We start from the raw sequence: 26,161 nt of genomic DNA, 5'->3' as shown, positions 1-26,161 counted from the left end.
CGAATCGGAACGTCGCGTCACAGCGATCGTTTTTTACGCCGAACGGAGGCGGTAATGGACGCGGTGTTCTACGTGATGGCGATCATGGGCTGCGGCGACGGCGCGAGCGCCTGCGCCGAGGCGCGCGTCGCACCCGCGCGTTACGCCACGGTGCAGCAGTGCGAGGCGGCGATGGCCGACGTGCTCGCGCGCAACACCGATCTCGACTTCCCCGTGGTGAGTGCGGCGTGCCGACGCAACGGAGCGCAATGGGTCGAGCGTGACGCGGGCAAGCAGCGGGGGTGAGCGAGATCCCTGCCACACGCGGCACGTAGATCCTCTTCGCTCGCGCGGAGGGGACCAGCCGCAAGCTGGTGAGGGGGGTTTCGCAAACGGCCGGCGCATTGGCGGAGAGCCCCTCCACCACCCCGCTGCGCGTGGCGGTCCCCCTACCCGCCGAGCGGGGAGGATCGGGTGATCCTACCGCACCGCAGTCACGAAATAATCGAGCGCGGTCGAGCTCCCCAGCGCGAAGCCCCTCGCTCCCAGCGTCAGCCCGGTGACGTCGGTCACCCGCAGCCCCGCCGCCGCGATCATCGCCCCCAGCTCATCCGGTGTCAGGAACTTGTCCCAGTCGTGCGTCCCGCGCGGAATCTGGCCCAGCGCCTCGGCCGCCTCGACCAGCGCAGCGCGGGACAGCCAGGTGCGGTTGGGCGTGCTCATCACCAGCAGCCCGCCCGGCGTCACCGCGCCCGCCAGCCCCGCCACGAAGGCGCGCGCGTCGGCGACATGCTCGACCACCTCGAGCGAGGCGACCAGATCGAAGGTCTCGGCCGCCACCGCCTCGACCCCGCCGGCGCGATAGTCGATCGTCAGCCCGCTCTGCGCCGCATGGTCGCATGCCACCGCGATGCTCTCCGCCGCCGCGTCGACCGCGGTCACCGCCGCGCCCAGCCGCGCCAGCGGCTCGGCAAGCAGCCCCGCGCCACACCCCATGTCGAGCACGCGCTTCCCCGCCAGCGGCGCGAACGACCGGTCGTCGAGGTCCCAGTGGCGGTCGATCGCGGCGCGCAGATAGCGCAGCCGCACCGGGTTGAGCCGGTGCAGCATTGCCGACGACCCTGCCGGGTCCCACCAGTCGCGCGCCAGCCGACCGAAGTGGGTCGCCTCTTTCGCCAGCACCGAGGCGTGATGCGGCGAAGTGGTTGCGGTTGTTACGCTTGCGTCGGTCATGCGTGCTTCCTATCAGGACGCCCCTCTTCACCCAAGGCGTTTGGACACGGCAGTGGCGCGGATCGTCATGAAGTTCGGCGGCACCTCGATGGCGGGGATCGAGCGCATCCGCTCGGTCGCGGCGCGGGTGAAGCGCGAGGCGGCCGCGGGCAACCAGGTGGCGGTGGTGGTCTCGGCGATGGCGGGCGAGACCGATCGGCTGGTCGGCTTCTGCCGCGAGGCGTCGCCGTTGTACGACCCGCGCGAATATGATGTCGTGGTCTCCGCGGGCGAGCAGATCACCAGCGGGTTGCTCGCGATCGCACTGCAGGCGATCAACGTGCCGGCGCGTTCGCTGCTCGGCTGGCAGCTGCCGATCCGCACCGACACCGCCTTCGCCAAGGCGCGGATCGACACGATCGACACCGACGCGCTGGAGGAGAGCTTCGCCGCCGGCGCGGTGGCGGTGATCCCGGGCTTCCAGGGTGTCGCGCCGGGGCAGCGCATCACCACGCTCGGGCGCGGCGGCTCGGACACCTCGGCGGTGGCGGTCGCAGCGGCGATCCGCGCCGACCGCTGCGACATCTATACCGACGTCGACGGCGTCTACACCACCGATCCGCGCATCGTGCCGCGCGCGCGCAAGCTCGCCAAGGTAACCTACGAGGAGATGCTCGAGCTCGCCTCGGTCGGCGCCAAGGTGCTCCAGACCCGCTCGGTCGGGCTGGCGATGAAGGAGAAGGTCCGCGTCCAGGTGCTGTCGTCGTTCACCGGCCGCGCCGACGGGGATGGAGCACCGATGGCGGACACCTTGCCCGGCACGATGATCGTGGGCGAAGAGGAGATCGACGACGTGGAACGCCAGCTCATCACCGGCATCGCGCATGACAAGAACGAGGCCAAGATCACGCTGACGCGCGTGCCCGACCAGCCCGGCACGGTGGCGAGCATCTTCGAGCCGCTCGCGGCGGCGAACATCAACGTCGACATGATCATCCAGAACATCGCGCACCAGAGCGCGAGCAACGGCGCGAGCAGCACCAGCGCGACCGACGTGACGTTCACCGTGCCCGCCGCCGACCTGGCGCGCTCGATCGAGGCGCTCAACCAGGCGCGCGAGACGATCGGCTTCGGCGAGCTGATCCACGACACGCGCGTGGCGAAGATCAGCGTCGTCGGTGTCGGCATGCGCAGCCACGCCGGCGTGGCGAGCACGATGTTCACCACGCTCGGCGCACGTGGGATCAACATCCAGGCGATCTCGACCAGCGAGATCAAGGTCTCGGTGCTGATCCACGAGGACGAGACCGAGCTCGCCGTGCGCGTGCTCCACACCGCCTACGGGCTGGACGCCGAGGCGGCGTAGCAGTCCTCTATCGAAGCAGGACCGCCGTGCAACCTCCGTCATCCCGGCCTTGAGCCGGGATCCATCGCGCCGCGCACGCCTCGGGCGTTGCTCTTGCGGAAGGTGGAAGTCGGCACGGGGCCGGGATGACGATGGTTGTCGGGTCCGGGCTCGGCAACGGTCGTCGCCTAGGCAAGGACCCGTCCGCTCACGCCCCCACCCGCTCTCCCGGCATCGCCGCCTGGAAGCCGAGCGTGGCGCGACTGCCCGGCGTGCCCGCGACGTCGGCGATGAGGTACAGCGGACGCCGCTTCGCCTCGATGTAGAGCCGGCCGAGATACTCCCCGATCATGCCGAGCACGAACATCTGGATCGCCGACAGCACCACCACCACCAGCATGGTCGAGGTCCAGCCCTGCACCCGCTCGCCGCTGAAATAGCCGTAGCCGATATAGACCAGCAGCAGCAGCGAGCAGCCCGCCAGCATCACCGACAGGTGGCTCGCCCAGCGCAGCGGCGCGGTAGAGAAGCCGGTGACCGCGTCGAGCGCCAGCCGCATCATCTTGGCGAACGGGTAGTTGGTCTCGCCGGCGTGCCGCTCGGCGCGATCATAGGCGAACGGCACCTGGCGAAAGCCGACCCAGGCGACCATGCCGCGGATGAAGCGTGCCTGCTCGGGCAGCGACAGCAAGGCGTCGAGCGCGCGCCGAGTCATCAGCCGGAAGTCGCCAGTATCGAGCGGGATCGGCGTGTCGGTGACGCGGTCGAGCACGCGGTAGAAGGCGGCCGCGGTCGCCTTCTTGAAGAAGGTCTCACCCTCGCGCTTGCGCCGCACCGCATAAACCACGTCGGCGCCGTCGCGCGCCATCACGGCCCGCATGTCGGCGAGCAGCTCGGGCGGGTCCTGCAGGTCGGCGTCGATGATCAGGATCTGCTCGCCCGCGCACAAGTCGAGCCCGGCGGTGAGCGCGAGCTGGTGGCCGTGGTTACGCGACAGGTTGATCGCCACCACCCGCCGATCGGCCGCGGCGAGCTTCTGCATCGCCGCCCAGCTGCCGTCGCGCGAGCCGTCGTTGACCAGCACGATCTCATGGTCGTCGCCCACCGCCGCGCGCGCCGCGGCGCTGACGCGCGCGTGCAGCAGCGGCAGCGTCGCCTCTTCGTTGTAGCAGGGCACCACCACCGACAGCGCGGGCCGGGGCGACGCGGTCGCGAGCGACGGCGGGAGGTCGGGGAGAGCGGCGGCCGGCGGCGTGATCGCGGGCGGGGGCGCGGGCGGGAACATGGGTCCCCGCCATAGCTTATCGTCACTCCTTCGTCACGACCTTTACCAGCCGGCCCGGTGTGAGCCGGACGTCGTCGTCGAGTGCGTTGAGCGTCAGGAAGCGCTCGCGCTGGAGCGAGTCATAGGCCATCTGGCGCGCAAGCGTGTCGACCGTGTCCCCCGCCTTGACCGTACGGATGCGGATCCGCTTGCCCGAGCCCTTCGCATCATAGGCCAGTCCATCGAGCGCGCGCAGGAAGGCGGTATCCTCGGGCGGCGGATCGAGCATCGGCTTGCCGGTCTGCTGGGCGAGCTGCGCGGCGCGACGGACCCGGTCGGCGCCGTTGGGGTGGGTCGACGCCCAGCTCGGCAGCTGCTGGCCGCTGCGACCCACCGCCGCGGACTGGAGCCCGGTCTCGGCGTCGAGCGAGGCGAGCATGTCGGCCGCGGCATACGGGTCGTAGCCCGCCGCGGTGATGTAGCGCACGCCCAGCGCGTCTGCGGCATATTCCTGCTCGCGGCCGTAGCGCAGCGTGTAGAGCTGCGCGCCGCCGCGCGCGACCGTGCTGGCGAGCTGCCCCGCCGCGCCGTTGCCCGCCACCGCACCGACCACGCCCGCGAGAACGCCGCCGATCGTCGCGGTGCGGTTGCGCGAGGCGCTGTGGCGCGCCGCGACATGCCCCACCTCATGTCCCAGCACCGAGGCGAGCTCGGCCTCCGAGTTCATCAGCGCGAGCAGCTGGCGCGTGACATAGACGTAGCCGCCCGGGATGGCGAAGGCGTTCTCGACGGGTGAGTCGAGCAAAGTGATGGTGAAGTCGCTCTGCGCGTTCGATAGGCCCGACTGGACCGCGACGCGCCGCCCGACGCGCTCGACCAGCGCCACTTGCGGGCCGCTATAGCGCCCGCCGAACTCCTTGACGAGCTGCGGGTCGGCCTGAGCGCCGGTGGCACGATCCTGCGGCGAGATCGACTGCGCAGTCGCGGGCGCCGCGGCCACCAGCGCGGCGGCGAACATGAGCTGTCGGTACATGGCTGGTCCTCCGATCGCGGCATCAATGCCACAACCGGCGCGCGGTTGCAGCCGGACGGCGCTGGTCGATGAACCGATGTGGGGAGATGGCGGTGCATTATTCCCGCGAGGTGACCGTCGATCCGGCGCGGTTGGCCCACGTCTGTTAGAATAGGCGGCGCGGTGGATGCTGAAACGAGTCGAGAATGACGGCTGGGGAAGTAGCGCCTGAACCGTATCGTCGGATCGTCCTCACACCCGCTCCGCCGCATTGACCGACTCTGCTGCGCGCAACGCGGCGAGCAGCCGCATCAGCTGGTGCGCGTCGTGTACCTCGACGTCGATCAGGTTGGTGTGGAAACGTGAGTCGCGGTTGTCGAGCCGCAGGTTGATGATGTTGGCCTTGTGCTGGCCGATGATCGTCGCGAGCATGCCAAGCGCGCCGGGCTCGTTGCGCACCTCGACCGAGATGCGTGCGGTGGCGCCTTCGGTCGCGTGGCCCCATTGCACGTCGATCCAGTCGGTCTCGTCGTCCGAACGCTCGGCCAGGTCGGCGAGCACGCCACAGTCGATCGCATGCACCTCGATCGAGGCATCGGGGCGGCGCAGCCCGATGATGCGGTCGCCCGGCACCGGGTGACAGCATTCCGCCAGCTCATAGGCGACGCCCGGCGCCAGCCCCTCGATCGAGATCGCGCTCGACTGCGGCGGCGCCTCCGCCACGTCGGCGCCGGCGGAACCGGGCATCAGCGCCTCCATCACCTGCGCATCGGACAGGTGACGGCGCGCGATCTGCTGGAGCAACGCGGCCTCGTCGGGCAGCTTGAGCCGCTTGAGCGCCTCGTCGCGCGCACTCTCGGCCAGGGGCGCGGGGAGGCGCTGGACGATGTCGTCGTACAGCTTGCGGCCGAGCGTGATCGTCTGCTCGCGCTCGGTATTGCGCAGGTGGCGGCGGATCGCGGCCAGCGCCTTGGCGGTGATCGCCACCTTGAGCCAGGCGGGCTGCGGCGTCTGCGCCTTGGAGCGCAGCACCTGCACCTGGTCGCCGTTCTCGATCACGGTCGACAGCGGCACGACGCGGCCGTTGATCTTCGCACCCACCGCCTGGTCGCCGAGATCGGTGTGGACTGCATAAGCGAAGTCGATCGGCGTCGCACCCTTAGGCAGCTGGATCAGCTCGCCCTTGGGGGTGAAGGCGAAGATGCGATCCTGGTACATCGCGATTCGGGTGTGCTCGAGCAGTTCCTCCGGCGTCGCCGCGGTGTCGAGGATTTCGACCAGGTCCTTGATCCAGTCCTGCTGCGAGTCCGGGCGCAGCGCCGCGGCGCCGCCCACCGCCTGTTTGTACGCCCAGTGCGCCGCCAGCCCGAACTCGGCCTCGGCGTGCATCGCGGGGGTGCGCAGCTGGATCTCGATGCGGCGGTTCTCGGCGTGGATCACGCTGGTGTGCAGCGAGCGATAGCCGTTGCGCTTCGGCGTCGAGATATAGTCCTTGAACCGCCCCGGCACCATCGGCCAGCGGCGATGGATGATGCCGAGCGCGCGGTAGCAATCCTCCTCGCTCGGCACGATGGCGCGGAACGCCATGATGTCGGAGAGCTGCTCGAAGCTGATGTGGCGCTCCTGCATCTTGCGCCAGATCGAATAGGGATGCTTCTCGCGCCCAGACACCTGCGCCTCCACCCCGGCGCGGCCGAGCAGCAGCTTGAGCCCCGACCCGATCTTGGCGATGCGGTCGCCGCCCGAACCCTCCTTGAGCTGCTCGAGCCGCTTGGTGATCGACTGATAGGCCTCGGGTTCGAGCTGTTCGAAGGCGAGCGTCTGCATCTCCTTCATGAACTCGTACATGCCGATCCGCTCCGCGAGCGGCGCGTAGATGTCCATCGTCTCCTTGGCGATGCGGCGGCGCTTCTCCGGCTTGGGAATGAAGTGGAGCGTGCGCATGTTGTGCAGCCGGTCGGCCAGCTTCACCAGCAGCACGCGAATGTCGCCCGACATCGCGAGGAGGAACTTGCGCAGATTCTCCGCGGCGCGCTCGTTCTCGGTCTGCGCCTCGATCTTGCTGAGCTTGGTGACACCGTCGACCAGCCGCGCGACGTTGCCGCCGAAGATCCGCTCGATTTCCTCCGGGGTGGCGACCGTGTCCTCGACCGTGTCGTGCAGGATCGCGGTGGCGATCGTCTCGTCGTCGAGCCGCAGCTCGGTGAGGATGCCCGCGACCTCGATCGGGTGGCTGAAATAGGGATCGCCATTGGCGCGCTTCTGAGTGCCGTGCGCGTTGACCGAAAAGACATAGGCACGGTTCAACATCGCCTCGTCCGCCTCGGGATCATAGGCGAGCACGCGATCGATCAGTTCATATTGCCTCAGCACCTATCCAATGTGCTTACATCCACGGTGACAATGCAACAACGATGCCGAAAAAAACGTGTCGGCGTGTTGCTTCACGCGCGGTGCGGCTATCGCGGGCGCGGTCGCCGGGTTAGCGTCGCGTGACGGAGTGGCCTGTGGAACAGCGGCGTGTGCGCGAGAATTGGACCGAATGCAGCCTGCCCGCCGCCCTGGAGGCGATGGGCGAGCGCTGGGCCTTCCTGATCCTGCGCGCCGCCTTCAACGGACTGCAGCATTTCGAGGAGTTCCAGCAGGAGCTGGGGATTGCGCGCAACATCCTCGCCAACCGGCTGGCGCGCTTCGTCGCGCACGGCATCATGGAGCGCGGCGCGGTGCCCGAGGATCGCCGCAAGGTGGTCTATCGCCTCACCGACAAGGGCTGGGCGCTGCTGCCGACGATGGTGGCGCTGCGGCAATGGGGCGAGCGCTGGGAGACCGGCTGCCCCGCCTCGCCGGTGCTGGTCGACGTGCGCGACGGCCGCCCGATCCGCCCCGTCGCGGTGCTGAGCCACGATGGGCGCGCGCTTGGCCAGGGCGAGCTGCACTGGGCGCTGGTGGAATAGCCGCGCCTAGCGGATGAAGCTGCCCTCGTTGGGCAAGGTCGCTTCCTCGGCGGTCGGCATCTTGCTGAACAACGCGCGGTCCTCGGGGCCGAAGGCATAGCGCCAGATCACGAACAGATAGGCCGCCATCGTCGCCGGTACGCCGGCCGACACCTGCAGCCAGCGCCACCCCGGCGGCAGCAGCGTGAACGCACCCCCGACCGCGCCCCCCGCCAGCGCCGCCCACAGCAGCGGCCAGCGCATCGGCGACACCGGCGCGCCGAGCAGCCGCCCGAGCACGCGCGCCTTCACGAACGAGGTGAGCAGCAGCACCAGCAGCAGCGCGACGGGCGCACCCGCGGCCTGCTCGGTGATGCCATAGCCCGCATCTCGGATCAGCAGGATGAAGGCGAAGGACAAAGCGATCTGGATCACCAGCATCGTCGCGGAGATCAGCAGGTTGCGGTGCCGCGCGAGGTACACCAGCGCCGATTCCGCGACCGCGCCGGTGGAAGCGCACACCTCGGCGAACAGCAGGAACACCATCGCCGCGGCGCCGCTGGTGAACTGCGGGCCGATCGTCGCCATCACCGCCTTGCGCGGGATCGAGGCGGTAAGCGCCAGCGCGAGCTGCGCGGCGATGATCCAGAACGCCACCTGGCGCACCTGGCGCGCGATCGCGCCGAGGTCGCCGCGCGCGATGCTCCGCGTCACCACCGGGCCGAGGATCGGGTCGAAGCTGGTCTTGAGCCGCTGCGGCAACGAGGCGACCTGCTGCGCCATGTAATAGATGCCGACCACGTTGGGCGCGAACAGCGTCCCCAGGATCAGCCGGTCGACGTTGCGGCTGCCCCATTCCAGCGCGTCGGCCCCGGCGAGCGGCGTGTTGGCACGTGCCATCTGCCACAGCACGCTGAGGTGCGGCGACCAGCCGCTCGGCACACCATAGCTGCGCAGCAGCGGGACGATGCTCGCGATCAGCGCCGCCACCATCGACGCCACATAAGCGAGCACCAGCCCGTCCTTGAGCGTGAAGAAGGAGAAGAGGAAGGCGAAGATCGACAGCGTCCACGGCTCGACGATCGCACGCGCGGTGACGCTGGCCTTGATGTCGAGACGATAGGCGAGCGCGGCGAGGCTCACGTCGCTCAGCGCGGGCGCGAGGATGATCAGCGGAAAGAGACGGTCGAGCCCGCCGATCGCCGAATTCGGGTACATCGCCTGCGGGAAGGTGAACAGCACCGCGCTGGCGATCAGGCTCGCGACCAATGCGAGCGCGAGCGCGTCGAACACGACATGGTTGTGCGGCCGCTCGGCCGAGGACAGCGCCTGCGCCAGCCCGCGCTTGAGCCCGAGCGTCGCCACCAACGCGGCGAGCTCGACCACGACGACCGCAATGGCGAAGCGCCCGACCAAGGCGGCGCCGTAGAGATGGCCCGCGATGAACAGGAAGGGGATGCGCGCGCCGAGCTTGAGGATGAACCCCGCCACATTGGTGCGCCCGCCCTTGGCGAGCGCGGCGATGTCGTCGGGTTGGTCGGTCGCGGTCATGCGGCGCGGTACCGGTCGTGCGCGGGCGATGGCGAGCCGAGCTCGAACAATCCTCCCCGCTCGCGGGAAGGGGGACCAGCCGCAGGCTGGTGGAGGGGGCTCTCCGCGCACGAAGCGTCTCGTTTGAGGCGAGCGCCCTCCACCACTCGCTTCGCGATCCGTCCCCCTCCCCGTGCCGGGGAGGATCGATTCTCAAGCCGGCGCCTCAATGCGCCGCGCCCCAGCTCGCGCCGACGCCGATCTCCACGCTCAACGGCACGTCGAGCGTCACCGCCGGCTCGGCCGCGGTTGCCATCACGCGCTCGATCACGGGACGCGCCGCGTCCACGTCGCCCTCGGGCAGCTCGAACACGAGCTCGTCATGGACTTGGAGCAGCATCCGCACATGGCCCAGCCCGGCCGCCGCCAGCGCCGGCTCCATCCGCGCCATCGCACGCTTGATGATGTCGGCGCTGGTACCCTGGATCGGCGCGTTGATCGCGGCGCGCTCGGCGCCCTGGCGCTCGTGCTGCACCTTGCTGCGGATGCGCGGGAAATGCGTCTTCCGCCCGAACAGCGTCGTGGTGTAGCCGCGCTCGCGCACCTGCGTCAGCGTCTCCGCGATATAGCGGTTGATGCCGGGGAAGCGCTCGAAATAGCGGTCGATCATCGACTGCGCCTCGTCCGCCGAGATGTCGAGCCGCCCCGCCAGACCCCAGCGCGAGATGCCGTACAGGATCGCGAAGTTGATCGTCTTGGCGGAGGCACGCGTGTCGCGCGTCACCTCGCCGAACAGCTCCTGCGCGGTGAGGCTGTGGATGTCGTCGCCGCGCGCGAACGCTTCCTTGAGCTGCGGTACGTCCGCCATGTGCGCGGCGAGGCGCAGCTCGATCTGCGAATAATCCGCGGCGAGGATGACGTTGCCCGCGTCGGCGACGAAGGCGTCGCGGATCTGGCGCCCGGTCTCGGTGCGGATCGGGATATTTTGGAGATTGGGATCGGTCGACGATAGCCGCCCGGTCTGCGCCCCGGTCAGCGAGTAACTGGTGTGGACGCGGCCGGTGTCGGGATGGATCTGCTCCTGCAGCGAGTCGGTATAGGTGTTCTTGAGCTTGGTCAGCTGGCGCCAGTCGAGCACGCGCGCGGCGATCTCCGCGCCGGGTGAGTCCTTGTCGGCGGCCAGCCGCTCCAGCTCGGTGACGTCGGTGGAATAGACCCCGCTCTTGCCCTTGCGCCCGCCCTTAAGCCCCAGACGCTCGAACAGCACGTCGCCGAGCTGCTTGGGGCTGCCGATCGTGAAGGGACCACCCGCGAGGCCATGAACCTGCGTCTCCAGCGCGGCGATCTGGGTGGAGAATTCGTCGGAGAGCTGCGCCAGCCTGGCGCGATCCACCTTGATGCCGTGGCGCTCCATGCGCGCGATCACCGCGACCAGCGGGCGGTCGACCATTTCGTAGACGCGCGTCGAGCCCTCGATCGGCAGCCGCGGCTTGAACCGCCGCCACAGCCGCAGCGTGACATCGGCGTCCTCGGCGGCGTAGCGCGTCGCCGCTTTGAGATCGACCTCGTGGAAGCCGAGCGCCTTCTTGCCCGTGCCGACCACGTCCTTGTAGGCGATGCAGCTGTGCGACAGGTGCGTCGCGGCGAGCTCGTCCATGCCATGGCCGTGGCGCCCGGCGTCGAGGTCGAAGCTCATCACGATCGTGTCGTCATAGGGCGCGAGCGCGACCCCGCCCTGCGCCGCATAGGCGCGCTCGAGCACGATCAGGTCATACTTGAGATTGTGCCCGATCTTGAGCACGCTTGGATCCTCGAGCAGCGGCTTGAGCTGCGCCAGCGCGAGGTCGCGGTCGAGCTGCGCCGGCTTCTCCGCGAACATGTCGCTCCCGCCATGGCCGAGCGGGACGTAGCAGGCGAGGTTGGGGGCGAGCGCGAGGCTGACCCCGACCAACTCGGCCAGCATCGGGTCCTTGGCGGTGGTCTCGGTGTCGATCGCGACCCAACCCTGGTGTCGCGCGACCTGGATCCAGCGATCGAGCGCGCCCTCGTCGACCACGGTTTCGTAGCCGTCGTGGTCGCAGGCGGGCTCGTCGTCCTCGGCGGGGGCGCCGACGGTCTCGGGCTGGGTCGCCTCGGCGACCTCGCCGAGCCGGGTGAGCAGCGAGCGGAAGCCGTGATGCTCGAGGAAGGCCCGCAGCGGTGCCTGCGGGATGCCCTCCGCGGGCAGCGCGAGCGAGTCGAGCGTGTCGGGCAGCGGCACGTCGCAGGCCAGCTCGACCAGTCGGCGGCTCATCCGCGCCGCCGCGGCGTGCTCGATCAGATTGTCGCGCAGCTTGCCCTTCTTCATCTCGGGCGCGGCGGCGAGCACCGCCTCGACGTCGCCATGCTCGACGATCAGCTTGGCCGCGGTCTTCGGCCCCACGCCGGGAACGCCGGGGACATTGTCGACGCTGTCGCCCATCAGCGCGAGCACGTCGCCGAGCTTGTCGGGGCCGACGCCGAACTTCTCCACCACCGCCTCGGGACCCAGCCGGCGGTTGTTCATCGTGTCGAGCATGTCGACCGACGGATCGGTCATCAGCTGCATCAGGTCCTTGTCGGAGCTGACGATGGTCACCTGCCAGCCCTGCGCCAGCGCGGCCTTGGTGTAGCTGGCGATCAGGTCGTCCGCTTCCCAGCCCTGTTCCTCGATGCACGGCAGCGAGAAAGCGCGCGTGGCGTCGCGGATCATCGGGAACTGCGGGACGAGGTCCTCGGGAGGCGCCGGGCGATGCGCCTTATACTGGTCGTACAGCTCGTTGCGGAAGGTGGACGAGCTCTTGTCGAGGATCACCGCCATGTGCGTCGGCCCGTCGGCCTTGTGCAGCTCGTCGGCGAGCTTCCACAGCATGGTGGTATAGCCGTAGACCGCACCGACGGGCTCGCCGTGCTTGTTGGTCAGCGGTGGCAGCCGATGGTAGGCGCGGAAGATGTAGCCCGATCCGTCGACGAGATAGAGGTGCGGCATCGCGCTGCCCTAAACCGGATTGGCCGTGTGGGAAACCGGGGTTGTGGCTCGGCGTCATGCGCCTCTCACCGTCAGCGATCGACCCTCCGCGCTGACCCGCCGCTCACGTCCCGTCCTCGTCCCCACCCGCCACGCGCGGTTGCGCACCGGTGAGGGCGGCGCAGACGTTCTGGATCAACTGCTGGCGCATCCGCATCGGCGCGGCGGTGTCGCCGATCATCACTGCGATCGCGTAGCGTCGACCATCCGGCGCGGTGAGCAGCCCGACGTCGTTGAAGCCCGCATTACGCGCGCCGAAATCCTGCCCCGTCCCGGTCTTGTGCGCCACCTTCCAGCCCGGCGGCGTGGCGGCGCGCAGCCGCGCGTGGCCGGTGCGCGACGCCGCCATCGTGTCGAGCAGGATCCGGGTCGAGGTCTCGCTCAGCAGTTCGCCGCGCGCCAATCGTGCCAGCGCGCCCGCGATCGCCACCGGCGCGGCGCCGTCGGGCGGATTGTCGATGTAGCGCTGCAAGGCGGCACGGCGCACCGCCGGGTCGAGCCGGGCGCGCGCCGCCTCGAAGCCGCGCCCCAGCGCCATCGACTGGTTCCAGGTCAGCCCCGCGGTGCCGCTCTGGAGCAGCCGCTCACCCGGACCGAACTTGATCGCGCCGAGCTGGTGCTTGGCGATGAAGCGCCGCACTGCGGCCGGTCCGCCCACCACGGTCAGCAGCCGGTCGTTGGCGGTGTTGTCGCTCTGCGTCAGCGCGCGAGTCAGCAGCCCGCCGACGGTGGTGCGATAGCCGCCGCCCGTCACCAGCCCCGCGATCGGCTGGTGGAAGAGGGTAAGATCGTCGCGTGTGACCAGCACCGGGTCGTCAAGCGTGAGCCGGCCCTCGTCGCGCTGCGACAGCACCGTCATCGCCACCCAGGTCTTGCTGACGCTCTGCTGCGGCAGGCTGAGGTCGCCGCCCTGCTGGATCACCCAATCCTCGTCGACCGCGACGATCGCCGCACCCGCCTTGCCCGGGAAGTTGCGGATGAGCTGCTCGACCCGCGCCTGGAGCGCGCGCGGCGCGGCCGAGCGGCGCGGCGGCGGGGGCGGTGGCACTGCCGCAAGCGGGACCGGGATCGAGACGAGCGGCTTGGGCGGCGCGGCGGGGATAAGCGCCGAGCCCGCGCCCGCGCCACAGCCCGCGATCAGCAGTGTCCACCCGACGATCGCGGCGCGGCGTCCGAAAGTTCGAGTACCCATATCTGACGCCACCAACCCCGCTTGACTCGTGCCTGTGGACAATAATGGCGCAGACACAATGCGCTGCGACTCGCCGCTGCGACGATCACCACCGCCGGCGCGACGAACGGTGGGGCGCTCGTCCGTCACGCGTCAGGCCCGCGGCACCAGCACCGTGTCCGCCGCGTCAGCGAGCGTCTCGGGCCAGTCGAGCGTGAAGTGCAGCCCGCGGCTCTCGTGGCGGTGGAGCGCCGAGCGGACGATCAGCTCGGCCACCTGGAGCAGGTTGCGCAGCTCGATCAGGTCGGGGGTGACGCGGAAGTGGCCGTAATAATCCTCCACCTCGCTGCGCAGCAGGTCGATGCGGTGCTGCGCACGCTCCAGCCGCTTGGTGGTGCGGACGATGCCGACGTAATTCCACATGAAGCGACGGATTTCGGTCCAGTTCTGCTTGATCACCACCTCCTCGTCGGAGTCGGTAACGCGGCTCTCGTCCCAGGCGCGGACCGCAGGGGCCGGCGGCAGCGCGTCCCAATGCTGCGCGATGTGCTGCGCCGCCGCTTCGCCGAAGACGAAGCATTCGAGCAAGGAGTTGGAGGCGAGCCGGTTGGCGCCGTGCAGCCCCGATTGGGTGCACTCGCCCGCGGCGTAGAGGCCGGGCAGGTCGGTGCGGCCGTCGCGGTCCACCACGATCCCGCCACAGGTATAATGCTGCGCCGGCACCACCGGGATCGGCTGCGTGGTCATGTCGATTCCCAGCCCGAGCAGCTTCTCATGGATGTTGGGGAAATGCGCGCGCACGAACTCGGCGGGCATGTGGCTGATGTCGAGATGGACGAAGTCGAGGCCGTAGCGCTTGATCTCGGCGTCGATCGCGCGCGCCACGACGTCGCGCGGGGCGAGCTCGAGCCGGTCGTCGTACCACGGCATGAAGCGCCGCCCGGTGGTGGGGTTGATCAGATGCCCGCCCTCGCCGCGCACCGCCTCGGTGATCAGGAAGTTCTTGACCTCGAGATGGTACAGGCAGGTCGGGTGGAACTGCATGAACTCCATGTTGGCGACGCGCGCACCCGCGCGCCACGCCATCGCGATCCCGTCCCCGGTGGCGCCGCGCGGCGCGGTCGAGAAGAGATAGGTCCGCCCCGCCCCGCCGGTGGCCAGGATCGTCGCGCGCGCGGTGTGCACCTCGACCGCGCCGGTGCGCCGGTCGATCGCGTAGACGCCCCAGACGTTGCCTGCGCCCGAGTAGCGTTCCTCGTGGCGGCTGGTGGCAAGGTCGATCGCGACCTGGTCGGGGACGAGCGTGACATTGGGATGCGCTTCGGCGGCGCGCTGCAGCGCCTCCTGCACCGCCCATCCGGTCGCGTCGGCGACGTGGACGATGCGGCGGTGCGAATGCCCGCCCTCGCGCGTGAGGTGGAGCGCGCCGCCCTCCTCGGCGAACGGCACGCCGAGCGCGCGCAGCCGCGCGATCGCCGCGGGCGCGCGCTCGACCACGAACTCGACGATGGCGCGGTCGTTGAGCCCCGCGCCGGCGACCATCGTGTCCTCGACATGGTGTTCGAACGTGTCGCCGGGCTCGAGCACCGCCGCGATCCCGCCCTGCGCCCAAGCGGTGCTGCCCTCGTTGAGCGCGCCCTTGGCGAGAACGGTGACCGTGAAGCGATCGGCCAGGTTGAGCGCCGCGGTGAGCCCGGCCGCGCCCGAGCCGACGATCAGGACATCGCTCTGTGTCATGCGCTTAGCCCGCGAATGTTGCGAATGTTGAGTCGCTGGCGCGTGTTGGGCCAATTTCGGACGTTGAGTTGCTGGCGCAGAAGGCCCTCGAGGCGATCGGGATGGTCGACGGACATGTCTTCCCTGTGGCACAGCTGCGGGCGCTTAGGACAGCGCGAGTTGCTGCTTCACTCCTCTCCGGCACGGCGACGGGGACTTCCGCGCGCAGCGTGGTGGTGGAAGGGGCTTCCAAAGGCGCTGTGCTATTAGGAGAGCCCGCTCCACCACGACGTTACGCGTCGTGGTCCCCCTCTTCGCTGAGCGGGGAGGATCTTTCCCTCACTCCTTCACGACGACCTTCGGCAACCGGTCGATCGGTTCGACCGTGATGTCGCGGAACCAGGTCTCGGCGCCCTCCGACTGGAGCTGGACGCTCCCGTGCGTCAGCGGCGTCCGCTTCCCCGCGGCATCGACCGTTGCCAGTCCGTCCACCACCATCACCGGCACGCCGTTGACGACGTGGACCGCGCGGTCGCCGAGCACGTAGAGGTCGAGCGTGTTCCACTGGCCCGCGGGCTTTTCCGCGTCGCGCGCGTTCTCGACGTTCCAGATCAGCGTGCCGTTGACGATCTCCACCGGCCGCGCGCCCTGGCGATAACGCACCGGCGGCGAGACGAGCGACGGGTCGAGTGCGGCGGTGGTGCGCAGGCGCACGTCGCGCCCCACCGCCACCGCCATGCCGGTCGAGCCCTGCATGATCTCGAACTCGACCGAGGGCTGCCACGTGCCGAACACCGCGCCCGGCGCGCCATGGGTGTGGTAGAGCAGCCCATTGTTGGGCGGCTGGCCGAGCCGCGGCGCCCAGCGTTTGGCGCCCCAGCGATAGTGTAGCCGCAGGTGATAGTCGCGCAGGTCGGCTTCGTGGACCAGCGCGCCCCAGGTCTCGCCCTTGACCCAGAGCGCGGGGCGGCCGTCGATCTGGCGGACGGCGAAGTCGCCCGCGGTGGCGCGCGTCGTGCCGATCGGCGCGGCACCGGGCTGATCGCGATAGGTCACCGACGGGTCGGGGTAGCCCAGCCACGGGTGCCAGCCGGCGAGGTCGCGACCGTTGAGCAGCGCGCGCGCTTTGCCCGTGGCGCGGGGCACGTCGGCGAGGACGAGCGTCTGCGGGCGCGCGGCGGTGTCGCCGACGATCGCCCGCGCCTGCGCCAGCTGTTCGGGGGTGGCGGGCGCCTGCGCGGTGGCGGGAGCGGACAGCGCCGCGGCGGCGAGGCCTATCAAGATCGGTCGCACGCTGTTTTCCCTCCCGTGGCGTCGTTTGCCCGGAGATATCGCAGGCGCACGCCGCGAGAACAATGGGCCGTGGGAACGTTCCCGGAAGGGGGTGGGCTTTGAAGGCCCTGGTGGCGACGCCGAGCGGGTCGGGCCGCCTCCCCCACTGGTCATCCCCGCGAAGGCGGGGATCCCTCCACGCTGACGTCTCGACTTCTGGCAGGACCTGCGCGTCTGGATCCCCGCCTCCACGGGGATGACGAAAGTGGAAGGTGCGGGCGATGAAGGTCGAAGGGAAGGTGGGGCAGCACCACAGCCGTCCGCGACGCCGTCAGCGAAGCCTCGATGGCTCGCGACGATCAACCGTTTCGACCCTCAGCGCAACACCCACTCGCCCAGGAACACTACCGCGTCGGCGGCGAATTGCGCGAGATAGACGGCGGCGGTGAAGGCGGCCGCCGCCCCGACCACCACCGCGCCCTGCTCGCCGACATGTTTGATCGTCGTCATGGCACATCCTCTCCTCTGCGGAGCCGGGGCCACGATTCCCGGGGTCGCCCGGCTCTCGCCTTCGTAGATAGCGATTTAACGCGCCCTTGACCATCCTGCGGCGCAGCATGGGTGCAGCATAGCGATGCTCATCATGCTTCTACGACGGCAGGAACACGCCTGCTCAGAACGCAAAAAAAGGCCCGGTATGTCGCCATACCGGGCCGAGGAGCGTCCGCAGGAGGAACGTCGTGGGCGGGCGGCGGCCTGAGGCGCCGCCCGCGATCTCGTCAGTAATTGTAGGCCCGCTCGCCATGCTCGTTGATGTCGAGCCCTTCGCTCTCGACCTCGAGCGAGGGACGCAGCCCCATCGTGGCCTTGAGCCCGAGGAACAGCACCGCCGACACGCCGCCCGACAGCACCAGCGTGAGCACCACGGCCTTGATCTGGGTCCAGACCTGCCCGGCGATGTCATAGCTGCCAGCGACGGAGGGGAATTGGGTGTAGTCGATCCAGCCCTGCCCGCCGAGCGACGGCGCCGCGACGATGCCGGTCCCGATCGCGCCGATGATCCCGCCGACGCAGTGGATGCCGAACACGTCGAGCGTGTCGTCATAGCCGAGCTTGTTCTTCACGGTGGTGACGAAGAAGAAGCACACCACGCTCGCCACCATGCCGAGGAGGATCGAGGTCATCGGCGCGGCAAAGCCCGCCGCCGGGGTGATCGCGACCAGCCCCGCGACCGCACCCGACACGCCGCCGAGCAGCGAAGGCTTCTTGTGCACCACCTGCTCGATCACCGCCCAGGCGACCGCGGCCCCCGCGGTGGCGACAAAGGTGTTGATGAAGGCGAGCGCGGCGGCGCCGTTGGCCTCGAGGTTCGAACCCGCGTTGAAGCCGAACCAGCCGACCCACAGCAGGGAGGCGCCGATCATCGTCATCGTCAGCGAGTGCGGCGGCATCGGCTCGCTCTTGTAGCCGTGACGCTTGCCGATGATGAGGCAGCCGACCAGTCCGGCGATGCCCGCATTGATGTGGACCACCGTGCCGCCCGCGAAGTCGAGCGCGCCCCAGCCGTAGAGCAGGCCCGCGTCGGTCGGCGCGTCGGCGAGGAAGTCCGGGCCGGCCCAGTACCACACCATGTGCGCCATCGGGAAATAGACGATCGTCAGCCACAGCACGACGAAGATCAGCAGCGGGGTGAACTTCACCCGCTCGGCGAAGGCGCCGACGATCAGCGCCGGCGTGATGCAGGCGAAGGTCATCTGGAAGCAGATGAAGGCATATTCGGGGATATAGACGTTGTTGCTGAAGGTCGCCGCGGCGGAGCCGGGGCCGACGCCCGCGAGGAACGCCTTGGAGAGCCCGCCGACGAAGGCGTTGCCGCCGGTGAAGGCGAGGCTGTAGCCCCAGCTGACCCAGACCAGGCTGGCGACGCAGACGATCATCAGCACCTGCATCAGCACGCTGAGCATGTTCTTGGTGCGCACCAACCCGCCGTAGAACAGCGCGAGGCCGGGCACCGACATCATCAGCACCAGGACGGCCGAGATCATCATCCAGGTGGTGTCACCCTTGTTGACCATCGTCGCCATCTGCGCGGCATTGGGCGCGCGCACCGGCCCGGCGGCCTGCGCCAGCGCGGGCACGGCGGCCAGCGCCGCGATCGTCGCCACCGCCCCCGCGGCGGCGATTGTGCGTGAAAGTCTCATCCCGTCCCCCCTCACAGCGCGCTGTCGTCGGTCTCGCCGGTGCGGATCCGCACCGCCTGGCCGACGTCGAGCACGAAGATCTTGCCGTCGCCGATCGCCCCGGTGTTGGCCGCGGCCTGGATCGCCTCGACCACGCGATCGGCGATGTCGCTGCCGCAGACGATCTCGATCTTGATCTTGGGCACCATGTTGGTGCTGTACTCGGCGCCGCGGTAGATCTCGGTCTGGCCCTTCTGCCGGCCGAACCCCTTCACCTCGGACACCGTCATCCCCGCCACGCCGACGCCGGTGAGCGCTTCCCTCACCTCGTCGAGCTTGAACGGCTTGATGATCGCTATGACCAGCTTCATCGCGCCCCCTTCCGCGTTTACCCTGGGGGACGCTTCGCAAGGTACGTGCCAGTTGGCGACGCGAGTGCTTTGGCAGCGGGGTCCGTGGAGGCGGCTGCAGTGCGGTTGGCCGCGCCCGTTCCTTGCTCTTCGTCATTCCCGCGGAGGCGGGGATCCATAAACGCCGTCGTAGCGGCTCTATTCTCCAGCCTCAGCGTGTCTGGATCCCCGCCTCCGCGGGGATGTCGATGTGAGCGGGTTGAGGATCGTCAGGAGAGCAGGAGGTGAGGATGGCCTCGGGTGGAAGCTGTCAATAAACCGTTAACCACTGTTAAACTTTTGTGCACTGCCACAGACGTGCCTAAAAATCAGGCACCGTCCACCACCCGGCGCGCCGCCCCGAGATCATCCTCGTCGACCATCACGCGCACCGGGATCAGCAGCCAGCTGCCGTCCGCAATCGAGGCGCCCCCGTCGAACGCAAGCGCGTCGATCCCCTCGGATCCGAGCCGGCCGACCAGGATGTTGGCGAGGTTGCGGTCGTAGCGGCCGAGCTCCACCAACGCCATCAGGCGGGCACCACGGTCGGGTTGCGCACCGGCAGCCCGTCGATGCTCGCGGTGCGCACCGCATATTTGGCGAAGCGTGCCGAGTCGGGGTTGGCGGCATGATATGTGTTCAGCGTGGCGCGCTCCTGCTCGAACGCCATGTGCGGCACGCCCCAGCCGCACGAGGTCTGCACCTGCTCCACCGCGACGACGAAGATCTGACGCGTCCCGGGCAGCAGCGTGAAGTGGGCGGCAAGGCCGCCCCAGTCGGCGTCCTGTGGCAGCACCGCGCGCCCGCGGCCATAGATGCGAAAGATCAGCGCCGGGTTGTCGAACGCGCAGAACATGATCGTGATGCGCCCGTCGGCGAGCAGGTGCGCGTTGGTCTCGTTCCCCGAACCCGCCACGTCCAGGTAGGCGACGGTCGCGTCGTCGAGCACGCGGAACGAGTCCATGCCCTTCGGGCTGAGATTGATCCGCGCGCCCGCCGCGGCGGTGGCGACGAAGAACACCGGCTGGCGCGCGACGAAGGCACGGTGCGCCTCGGTGAGCGCGGGGAAGAACTCGGCCATCGCGAACTGGCTCCGGTTTGACGCGCCGTGGGCATGCGCATAATCTCCGCGCATGAAGCATGATCACATCGCCTCGGGCAAGCGCCGATCGGTCAATATGACGATCGACACCGGCGTCGTTGCCGCGGCCCGCGATGCTGGCATCAACCTCTCTCAGGTGGCCGAGGCCGCGATCCGCGCAGCCGCCCAAGCGGAGCGAAACCGGCGGTGGCGTGAAGACAATCGCGAGTGGGTTGAGGCCAACAACAAGTGGGTCGAGGAGAACGGCCTGCCGCTGGAACGCTATCGCCTGTTCTGATGGCCAAGTTCGACGTCTACGTGACGACACACGGCGGGCTCGTCGTCGATTGCCAAGCCGACGTGCTAAGCGGGCTCAACAGCCGCTTCGTCATCCCGCTCAGCGATGACGTGAGCGGGGAGACGGCGCGGGCTCGGCCAGATCGCCGGCTCAACCCCCGCTTCGAGATAGACGGCCGCTCTTACACGATGCTCACACATCTCGCCGCCGCCATCCCGGCCAAAGAGCTGCGAACATGGCGGGCATCACTGGCGGCGCACGATTACGAGATCGGCGCCGCGCTCGATATGCTGATCTCCGGCTTCTAGCGCCGCGCGACCTCGCTCACGCCGTCCCGCCCAACGTCAGCCCGCCGATCAGCAGCGACGGCTGGCCGACGCCCGCGGGAACGCTCTGCCCGCCCTTGCCGCACATGCCGACGCCCTCGTCGAGCGCGAAGTCGGTGCCGACGCCCTGGACCTTGGTGAGCACGCTCGGCCCGTCGCCGATCAGCGTGGCGCCCTTGATCGGTGCGCCGATCTTGCCGTCCTCGACGAGATAGGCCTCGGTGCAGGAGAAGACGAACTTGCCCGACACGATGTCGACCTGCCCGCCGCCGAACGACTTGGCGAAGATGCCGCGCTTCACCCGCGACAGCAGCTCGGCGGGATCGTCCTGCCCCGCCTTCATGAAGGTATTGGTCATGCGCGGCATCGGCGCGTGCGCGAAGCTCTCGCGGCGGCCGTTGCCGGTCGGCGCCACGCCCATCAGCCGCGCGTTGAGCCGGTCCTGCATGTAGCCGCGCAGGATGCCGTCCTCGATCAGCAGCGTCTCGGCCGTCGGCGTGCCCTCGTCGTCGATGGTGAGGCTGCCGCGACGATCCTTGATCGACCCGTCGTCGACGATCGTCACGCCCGCGGCGGCGACGCGCTCGCCGATCCGCCCCGAGAAGGCGCTGGTGCCCTTGCGGTTGAAGTCGCCCTCCAGCCCGTGGCCGATCGCCTCGTGGAGCAGGATGCCGGGCCAGCCGGCGCCGAGCAGCACCGTCATCTCGCCCGCGGGGGCGGCGACCGACTCGAGGTTGACCAAAGCCTGCGCCAGCGCCTCGTCGATCGCACGGTTCCAGGTCTCGGGTGCAAACAGCGAGTCGTAGAGGTAGCGACCGCCCAGCCCGAAGCTACCGGTCTCGCGACGGCCGTTCTGCTCGGCGACGATCGAGACGTTGAGCCGCACCAGCGGGCGCACGTCGGTGGCGACGAAGCCGTCCGGGCGGACGATCTCGATCACGCTCCACGTCCCGGACAGCCCGACCGAGACCTGCGCCACGCGCGGGTCGCGCGCGCGCGCGGCGGCATCGATCGCCTGGCACAGCGCGACCTTGTCGGCGAAGGGGACGAGGTCGAGCGGATCGGCGTCGGTATAGCGGCGCTGGTTGGTGTGCGACGGCGCGGCCGCGCGCGGCTGCGCCGAGGGATCGATCAGCCGCATCGTCGCCGCGGCGCGCTCGATCGCCGCGGCGCTCAGCTCGTTGGCATGCGCGAAGGCGGTCATCTCGCCCGAGACGGCGCGCAGTCCGAAGCCCGCGTGCGTGTCGTAGCTCGCGGTCTTGAGCCGGCCATCGTCGAAGCCGAACGCCTCGGCGCGGCGATATTGCAGGTAAAGCTCGCCGTCGTCGGCGCGGTCGAGCGCGGCGGCGGTGAGTCGCCGCGCCGCGTCGGGATCGAGCGAGTCACGGTAGAGGAAGGAGCGCGGGTCGGTCATCACCCCAAGATAGGGGCGCGCGGGCGTGCGCGCCACCGCGCGATCACTGTGGGCTGGCACCCTCGGCGATATCGGGCAGCTGGCTGTGGTCGGCGCCATCAGCGGGGCCGCCGATCAGCACGAAGCGGCGGTCGCAATAGCCGCAGTCGACATAGCCGTGCTCGTCGATCTGGAGCCACACGCGCGGGTGGCCCAGCGCGGCGCCGCCGGGGATGTCGCTCGCGCCGTCGCAGGCGACGCGGGGTTGCGAGACGCGGACGAGTTCGGGCGGCGGCAGCATGGCCGAGCGATTAGCAAGCGCGGCGCGGCGAGACAATCCCGCCGCGTCCGCCCCATGCAGGATTGGCAAGCCCCGCGCGCGCGCCTACCTCCGCGCGCATGACCGACGCCGCGATCGCCATCCGTGACCTGTGCAAGACCTATGCGGGCGTCGGCGGCGCGCCGGGCAAGCGCGCGCTCGACGGAGTCAGCTTCGAGGTGCCGCGCGGCTCGATCTTCGGGCTGCTCGGCCCCAACGGCGCGGGCAAGTCGACGTTGATCAACATCCTCGCCGGGCTGGTCAACAAGACCAGCGGCAGCGCCGAGATCTGGGGCTTCGATATCGACGCGCACCCGCGCAACGCCAAGGCGTCGATCGGGATCGTCAACCAGGAGATCCTGTTCGACCCCTTCTTCACGCCGGTCGAGACGCTTGAGATCCAGGCCGGGCTGTACGGCGTGCCCAAGAAGGAGCGGCGCTCGATGGAGCTGCTGCGCGCGGTCCATCTCGAGGACAAGGCCAATGCCTATGCGCGCACGCTGTCGGGCGGCATGAAGCGGCGGCTGATGGTGGCCAAGGCGATGGTCCACGCGCCGCCGGTGCTGGTGCTCGACGAGCCGACCGCCGGCGTCGACATCGAGCTGCGCCAGCAATTGTGGACCTATGTCCGCGGCCTCAACGCCGCGGGCGTGACGGTGGTGCTGACGACGCACTATCTCGAGGAGGCCGAGGAATTGTGTGATCGCATCGCGATCATCAGCGGCGGCCGGGTCATTGCCAACGAGCCGACCGCCGAGCTGGTCGGCAAGGCACAGGAGAAGGTGGTTGCGGTCACCGTCGACCGCGACGTCGCGGTGGTGCCGGAGAACGCCTGCTTCGGGAAGATCGCGTTGAAGGGCACGCGCACGCTCGAGATCACCTACGCCAAGGATCGGGTGAACGCGGGCGAGGTGCTCGGCGCGGTGCAGGCCGACGGCTACGGCATCGTCGACGTCTCGACCAAGGAGCCCGACCTGGAGGACGTGTTCCTCAACCTGACGCGCGCGGCGAGCGGGCGCTAGCGGCCACTATCCGCACAGGCGCTTGAGCCACCGCGCGCGCCCGCGTAAGCGCGCGCGCATGAGCATCATCCCGATCCGCCGCGCGCTCCTGTCCGTTTCCGACAAGAGCGGCATCGTCGACCTCGCCATCGCACTCGCCGACAAGGGGGTGGAGCTGGTCTCGACCGGCGGGACCGCCAAGGCGCTGCGCGACGCCGGGCTCGAGGTACGCGACATCAGCGACCTGACCGGCTTCCCCGAGATGATGGACGGCCGCGTCAAGACGCTCCATCCCAAGGTCCACGGCGGGCTGCTCGCGGTGCGCGACGACGAAGCGCACGCCCAGTCGATGCGCGAGCATGATATCGCCGCGATCGACCTCGTCGTCGTCAACCTCTACCCGTTCGAGCAGACCGTCGCCAAGGGCGCGGCGCGCGACGAGGTGGTGGAGAATATCGATATTGGCGGCCCGTCGATGGTGCGCTCGGCGGCGAAGAACCACGCTTATGTCGCGATCGTCACCGACCCGGCTGATTACGCGCTGGTGGCGCGCGGCGAGACCGACCTCGCCGAGCGCAAGCGGCTCGCCGCCAAGGCCTATGCGCTCACCGCCGGCTATGACGGCGCTATCGCGCGCTGGTTCGCAGGGACCGACCAGGGCGAGACCTTCCCCGCCACGCTGCCGCTGACCCTGCGCCGCGCCGGCGAGACGCTGCGCTACGGCGAGAACCCGCACCAGCAGGCCGCCTTCTACGCCGCGTCCGACGGCGTCGCGGGCATCGGCCAGGCCCGGCAGGTCCAGGGCAAGGCGCTGAGCTACAACAATTACAACGACGCGGACGCGGCGCTGGAGCTGGTCGCCGAGTTCCGCGAGGCGGCGCCGACCTGCGTCATCGTCAAGCACGCCAACCCGTGCGGCGTCGCCACCGCCGCGACGCTGGCCGAGGCCTATCAGGCCGCCTTCGCCTGCGACACGGTGAGCGCGTTCGGCGGCATCATCGCGGTCAACCGCGCGCTCGACCGCGCCACCGCCGAGGCGATCACGGGCATCTTCACCGAGGTGGTGGTCGCGCCCGACGCCGACGAGGAGGCGCTGGCGCTGTTCGCCGCCAAGAAGAACCTGCGGCTGCTGCTCACCGGCGCTCTGCCTGACCCGCGCCGCGACGGGCTCACCGCCAAGTCGATCGCGGGTGGCTGGCTGGTCCAGTCGCGCGACGGCGGCGCGGTGGCGCGCGCCGACCTCCAGGTGGTGACCAAGCGCCAGCCGAGCGAGCAGGAGCTCACCGACTGCCTGTTCGCCTGGACGGTGGCCAAGCACGTCAAGTCCAACGCGATCGTCTATGCCAAGGACGGTGCCACCGCGGGGGTGGGTGCGGGGCAGATGAACCGGCTGGAGTCGGCGCGGATCGCGGCGTGGAAGGCGAAGGACGCCGCCGACAAGGCGGGCTGGGCGAGCCCGCGCACGATCGGCTCGGCGGTTGCATCCGACGCCTTCTTCCCCTTTGCCGACGGGCTGCTGGCGGCGGTCGAGGCGGGCGCCACCGCGGTGATCCAGCCGGGCGGCTCGATCCGCGACGAGGAGGTGATCGCCGCCGCGGACGCCGCGGGGCTGGCGATGGTGTTCACCGGGATGCGCCACTTCCGTCACTGAGGGGAGCGCCACGCGTGCTAGCGCGCGCGTGTTCCTGCGGACGCAGGAACCCAGTGTCGCGGAGCGCGACGCTTGTGGCTCTGGGCTCCTGCTTCGGCAGGAGCACGAAGGGGTGAGGGACCGAGCATGAGCGACGACAAATACGTGTACGACGAGGACAGCGGCGAGTGGGTCAGCGCCGCCGCGCTGGCGGAGAAGCAGGCGGCCGCGGCGACGGTGGAGGTGCGCGACTCGGTCGGCAACCTGCTGGCGGACGGCGACCAGGTGACGCTGATCAAGGACCTCGACGTGAAGGGCGCGGGCCAGACGCTCAAGCGCGGCACGCTGATCAAGGCGATCCGGCTGACCGGCGACGCGCAGGAGATCGACTGCAAGTTCGACGGCATCAAGGGGTTGGTGCTGCGCGCCGAGTTCGTCCGCAAGCACTGAGATGAGCTGGCCGCCACGCCTCGACCCCAGCTGGGAGGCGCCGCTCGCGGCGGCGCTGGAATGCGCGACGATGGCGGCGCTCCAGACGTTCCTGCGCGATGAGGCGGCGGCGGGCAAGGCGGTCTTCCCGAGCGCCGAGGCACGCTTTCGCGCGCTGGAGCTGACGCCTTTGTCGGCGGTGCGAGTCGTGATCCTGGGGCAGGACCCGTATCACGGGCCGGGGCAGGCGCATGGACTGGCCTTTTCGGTGCCCCCGGGGGTCAAGCCGCCGCCGAGCCTCGTCAACATCTACAAGGAGCTGGCGAGCGACCTCGGCGTGGCGCCGCCGCGCGACGGCTCGCTCGAGCATTGGGCGCGGCAGGGCGTGCTGCTGCTCAACACGGTGCTGTCGGTGGAGAGCGGCCGCGCCGCCTCGCACCGCGCGCGCGGCTGGGAGGCGTTCACCGACGCGGTGATCCGCGCGGTCGCGGCGAAGCAGGAGCCGGTGGTGTTCCTGCTGTGGGGCGCGCACGCGCAGGCCAAGGTGGGGCTGGTGCGGGAGGTCGATGCGGCGCGGCGCCATTTGGTGCTGTGTGCGCCGCACCCCTCGCCGCTGTCGGCGTACAAGGGCTGGT

Annotated in this window: 25 protein-coding genes; 9 read left to right on the top strand and 16 right to left on the bottom strand. The window is 69.6% G+C overall.

What is annotated here, in order from left to right; all coding sequences use genetic code 11:
* Positions 1-54: 54 nt before the first annotated feature.
* Entirely contained in the window at positions 55-285 is a 231-nt protein-coding gene (locus QBJ89_RS14640) for a hypothetical protein (protein ID WP_277981211.1), read from the top strand.
* A gap of 174 nt (positions 286-459) precedes the next feature.
* Here QBJ89_RS14640 and ubiG read toward each other — a convergent pair whose 3' ends face one another.
* Complete coding sequence (gene ubiG, locus QBJ89_RS14635) at positions 460-1,212, bottom strand: bifunctional 2-polyprenyl-6-hydroxyphenol methylase/3-demethylubiquinol 3-O-methyltransferase UbiG (protein ID WP_277981210.1); 753 nt, start codon at positions 1,210-1,212, stop codon at positions 460-462.
* A gap of 52 nt (positions 1,213-1,264) precedes the next feature.
* Here ubiG and QBJ89_RS14630 point away from each other — a divergent pair, with 52 nt between their 5' ends.
* The gene (locus QBJ89_RS14630; protein ID WP_277981209.1) at positions 1,265-2,557 is read left to right on the top strand and encodes an aspartate kinase; all 1,293 of its coding nucleotides are present in this window, start codon (positions 1,265-1,267) and stop codon (positions 2,555-2,557) included.
* Positions 2,558-2,744: 187 nt separating this feature from the next.
* Here the strand turns inward: QBJ89_RS14630 and QBJ89_RS14625 are convergent, their stop codons facing one another.
* The 3 genes from QBJ89_RS14625 to QBJ89_RS14615 all read right to left on the bottom strand — a co-directional run bounded on the left by QBJ89_RS14625 (position 2,745) and on the right by QBJ89_RS14615 (position 7,185).
* The gene (locus tag QBJ89_RS14625) at positions 2,745-3,821 is read right to left on the bottom strand and encodes a glycosyltransferase family 2 protein (protein WP_277981208.1); all 1,077 of its coding nucleotides are present in this window, start codon (positions 3,819-3,821) and stop codon (positions 2,745-2,747) included.
* A 22-nt stretch (positions 3,822-3,843) separates the two neighbouring features.
* Positions 3,844-4,833 carry a M48 family metalloprotease gene (locus tag QBJ89_RS14620; protein WP_277981207.1) on the bottom strand — a complete coding sequence of 330 codons (990 nt, stop codon included), beginning with the start codon at positions 4,831-4,833 and terminating at the stop codon, positions 3,844-3,846.
* A 231-nt stretch (positions 4,834-5,064) separates the two neighbouring features.
* A complete protein-coding gene (locus QBJ89_RS14615) occupies positions 5,065-7,185 on the bottom strand; it encodes a RelA/SpoT family protein (RefSeq protein ID WP_277981206.1) in 2,121 nt (706 codons plus the stop codon).
* 197 nt (positions 7,186-7,382) lie between these two features.
* Between QBJ89_RS14615 and QBJ89_RS14610 the strand changes: the two genes are divergently transcribed.
* Positions 7,383-7,766: a winged helix-turn-helix transcriptional regulator gene (locus QBJ89_RS14610; protein WP_260181543.1), complete on the top strand. Its 384-nt coding sequence runs from the start codon at positions 7,383-7,385 to the stop codon at positions 7,764-7,766.
* 6 nt (positions 7,767-7,772) lie between these two features.
* On the opposite strand, the gene QBJ89_RS14605 is transcribed toward QBJ89_RS14610, so the two are convergent.
* The 10 genes from QBJ89_RS14605 to QBJ89_RS14560 form a co-directional block, all read right to left on the bottom strand.
* Positions 7,773-9,296, bottom strand: a complete 1,524-nt coding sequence (locus tag QBJ89_RS14605) for a lipopolysaccharide biosynthesis protein (RefSeq protein ID WP_277981205.1) — start codon at positions 9,294-9,296, stop codon at positions 7,773-7,775.
* Positions 9,297-9,501: 205 nt separating this feature from the next.
* Entirely contained in the window at positions 9,502-12,282 is a 2,781-nt protein-coding gene (gene polA, locus QBJ89_RS14600; RefSeq protein ID WP_277981204.1) for a DNA polymerase I, read from the bottom strand.
* Positions 12,283-12,385: 103 nt separating this feature from the next.
* On the bottom strand, positions 12,386-13,513 hold the full coding sequence (locus QBJ89_RS14595; RefSeq protein ID WP_277981203.1) for a serine hydrolase: 1,128 nt from the start codon (positions 13,511-13,513) through the stop codon (positions 12,386-12,388).
* A 132-nt stretch (positions 13,514-13,645) separates the two neighbouring features.
* A complete protein-coding gene (gene nadB, locus QBJ89_RS14590) occupies positions 13,646-15,229 on the bottom strand; it encodes an L-aspartate oxidase (protein WP_277981202.1) in 1,584 nt (527 codons plus the stop codon).
* Between the two features lie 318 nt (positions 15,230-15,547).
* Positions 15,548-16,501, bottom strand: a complete 954-nt coding sequence (locus QBJ89_RS14585; protein WP_277981201.1) for a 3-keto-disaccharide hydrolase — start codon at positions 16,499-16,501, stop codon at positions 15,548-15,550.
* Between the two features lie 354 nt (positions 16,502-16,855).
* On the bottom strand, positions 16,856-16,990 hold the full coding sequence (locus tag QBJ89_RS14580; protein ID WP_258046665.1) for a hypothetical protein: 135 nt from the start codon (positions 16,988-16,990) through the stop codon (positions 16,856-16,858).
* Positions 16,991-17,259: 269 nt separating this feature from the next.
* Positions 17,260-18,681 carry an ammonium transporter gene (locus tag QBJ89_RS14575; protein WP_277981200.1) on the bottom strand — a complete coding sequence of 474 codons (1,422 nt, stop codon included), beginning with the start codon at positions 18,679-18,681 and terminating at the stop codon, positions 17,260-17,262.
* Between the two features lie 11 nt (positions 18,682-18,692).
* Entirely contained in the window at positions 18,693-19,031 is a 339-nt protein-coding gene (locus QBJ89_RS14570; protein WP_132908565.1) for a P-II family nitrogen regulator, read from the bottom strand.
* A 347-nt stretch (positions 19,032-19,378) separates the two neighbouring features.
* Positions 19,379-19,579 (bottom strand): DUF2007 domain-containing protein, encoded by a 201-nt coding sequence (locus tag QBJ89_RS14565; protein WP_277981199.1) that lies wholly within the window; start codon positions 19,577-19,579, stop codon positions 19,379-19,381.
* Entirely contained in the window at positions 19,579-20,130 is a 552-nt protein-coding gene (locus tag QBJ89_RS14560; RefSeq protein WP_277981198.1) for a pyridoxamine 5'-phosphate oxidase family protein, read from the bottom strand. The genes QBJ89_RS14565 and QBJ89_RS14560 overlap by 1 nt, the downstream gene beginning before the upstream one ends.
* Positions 20,131-20,182: 52 nt before the next feature.
* On the opposite strand from QBJ89_RS14560, the gene QBJ89_RS14555 reads away from it, so the two are divergent.
* Positions 20,183-20,428: a type II toxin-antitoxin system CcdA family antitoxin gene (locus tag QBJ89_RS14555; RefSeq protein ID WP_277981197.1), complete on the top strand. Its 246-nt coding sequence runs from the start codon at positions 20,183-20,185 to the stop codon at positions 20,426-20,428.
* Complete coding sequence (locus QBJ89_RS14550; protein ID WP_277981196.1) at positions 20,428-20,736, top strand: CcdB family protein; 309 nt, start codon at positions 20,428-20,430, stop codon at positions 20,734-20,736. The genes QBJ89_RS14555 and QBJ89_RS14550 overlap by 1 nt, the downstream gene beginning before the upstream one ends.
* Before the next feature lie 16 nt (positions 20,737-20,752).
* Here the strand turns inward: QBJ89_RS14550 and tldD are convergent, their stop codons facing one another.
* Positions 20,753-22,168, bottom strand: a complete 1,416-nt coding sequence (tldD, locus tag QBJ89_RS14545) for a metalloprotease TldD (protein WP_277981262.1) — start codon at positions 22,166-22,168, stop codon at positions 20,753-20,755.
* A gap of 43 nt (positions 22,169-22,211) precedes the next feature.
* Positions 22,212-22,448: a zinc-finger domain-containing protein gene (locus tag QBJ89_RS14540; protein ID WP_132908859.1), complete on the bottom strand. Its 237-nt coding sequence runs from the start codon at positions 22,446-22,448 to the stop codon at positions 22,212-22,214.
* Between the two features lie 98 nt (positions 22,449-22,546).
* Between QBJ89_RS14540 and QBJ89_RS14535 the strand changes: the two genes are divergently transcribed.
* The 4 genes from QBJ89_RS14535 to QBJ89_RS14520 form a co-directional block, all read left to right on the top strand.
* Complete coding sequence (locus tag QBJ89_RS14535) at positions 22,547-23,488, top strand: ABC transporter ATP-binding protein (protein ID WP_277981195.1); 942 nt, start codon at positions 22,547-22,549, stop codon at positions 23,486-23,488.
* Between the two features lie 58 nt (positions 23,489-23,546).
* Positions 23,547-25,118, top strand: coding sequence for a bifunctional phosphoribosylaminoimidazolecarboxamide formyltransferase/IMP cyclohydrolase (gene purH, locus QBJ89_RS14530; protein ID WP_277981194.1), 1,572 nt, complete (start codon positions 23,547-23,549; stop codon positions 25,116-25,118).
* A gap of 126 nt (positions 25,119-25,244) precedes the next feature.
* Positions 25,245-25,547, top strand: a complete 303-nt coding sequence (locus tag QBJ89_RS14525; protein WP_277981193.1) for an alkylphosphonate utilization protein — start codon at positions 25,245-25,247, stop codon at positions 25,545-25,547.
* Position 25,548: 1 nt separating this feature from the next.
* Positions 25,549-26,161 (top strand): uracil-DNA glycosylase (locus tag QBJ89_RS14520; RefSeq protein WP_277981192.1); only part of this gene is annotated, 613 nt, incomplete at its 3' end.

Origin of the sequence: Sphingomonas phyllosphaerae (genome assembly GCF_029623345.1) — a bacterium.
GTDB lineage: Bacteria > Pseudomonadota > Alphaproteobacteria > Sphingomonadales > Sphingomonadaceae > Sphingomonas > Sphingomonas phyllosphaerae_C.
The sequence above is the reverse complement of the archived record's forward strand: the minus strand, read 5'-3'. Positions and strand labels throughout refer to the sequence as shown.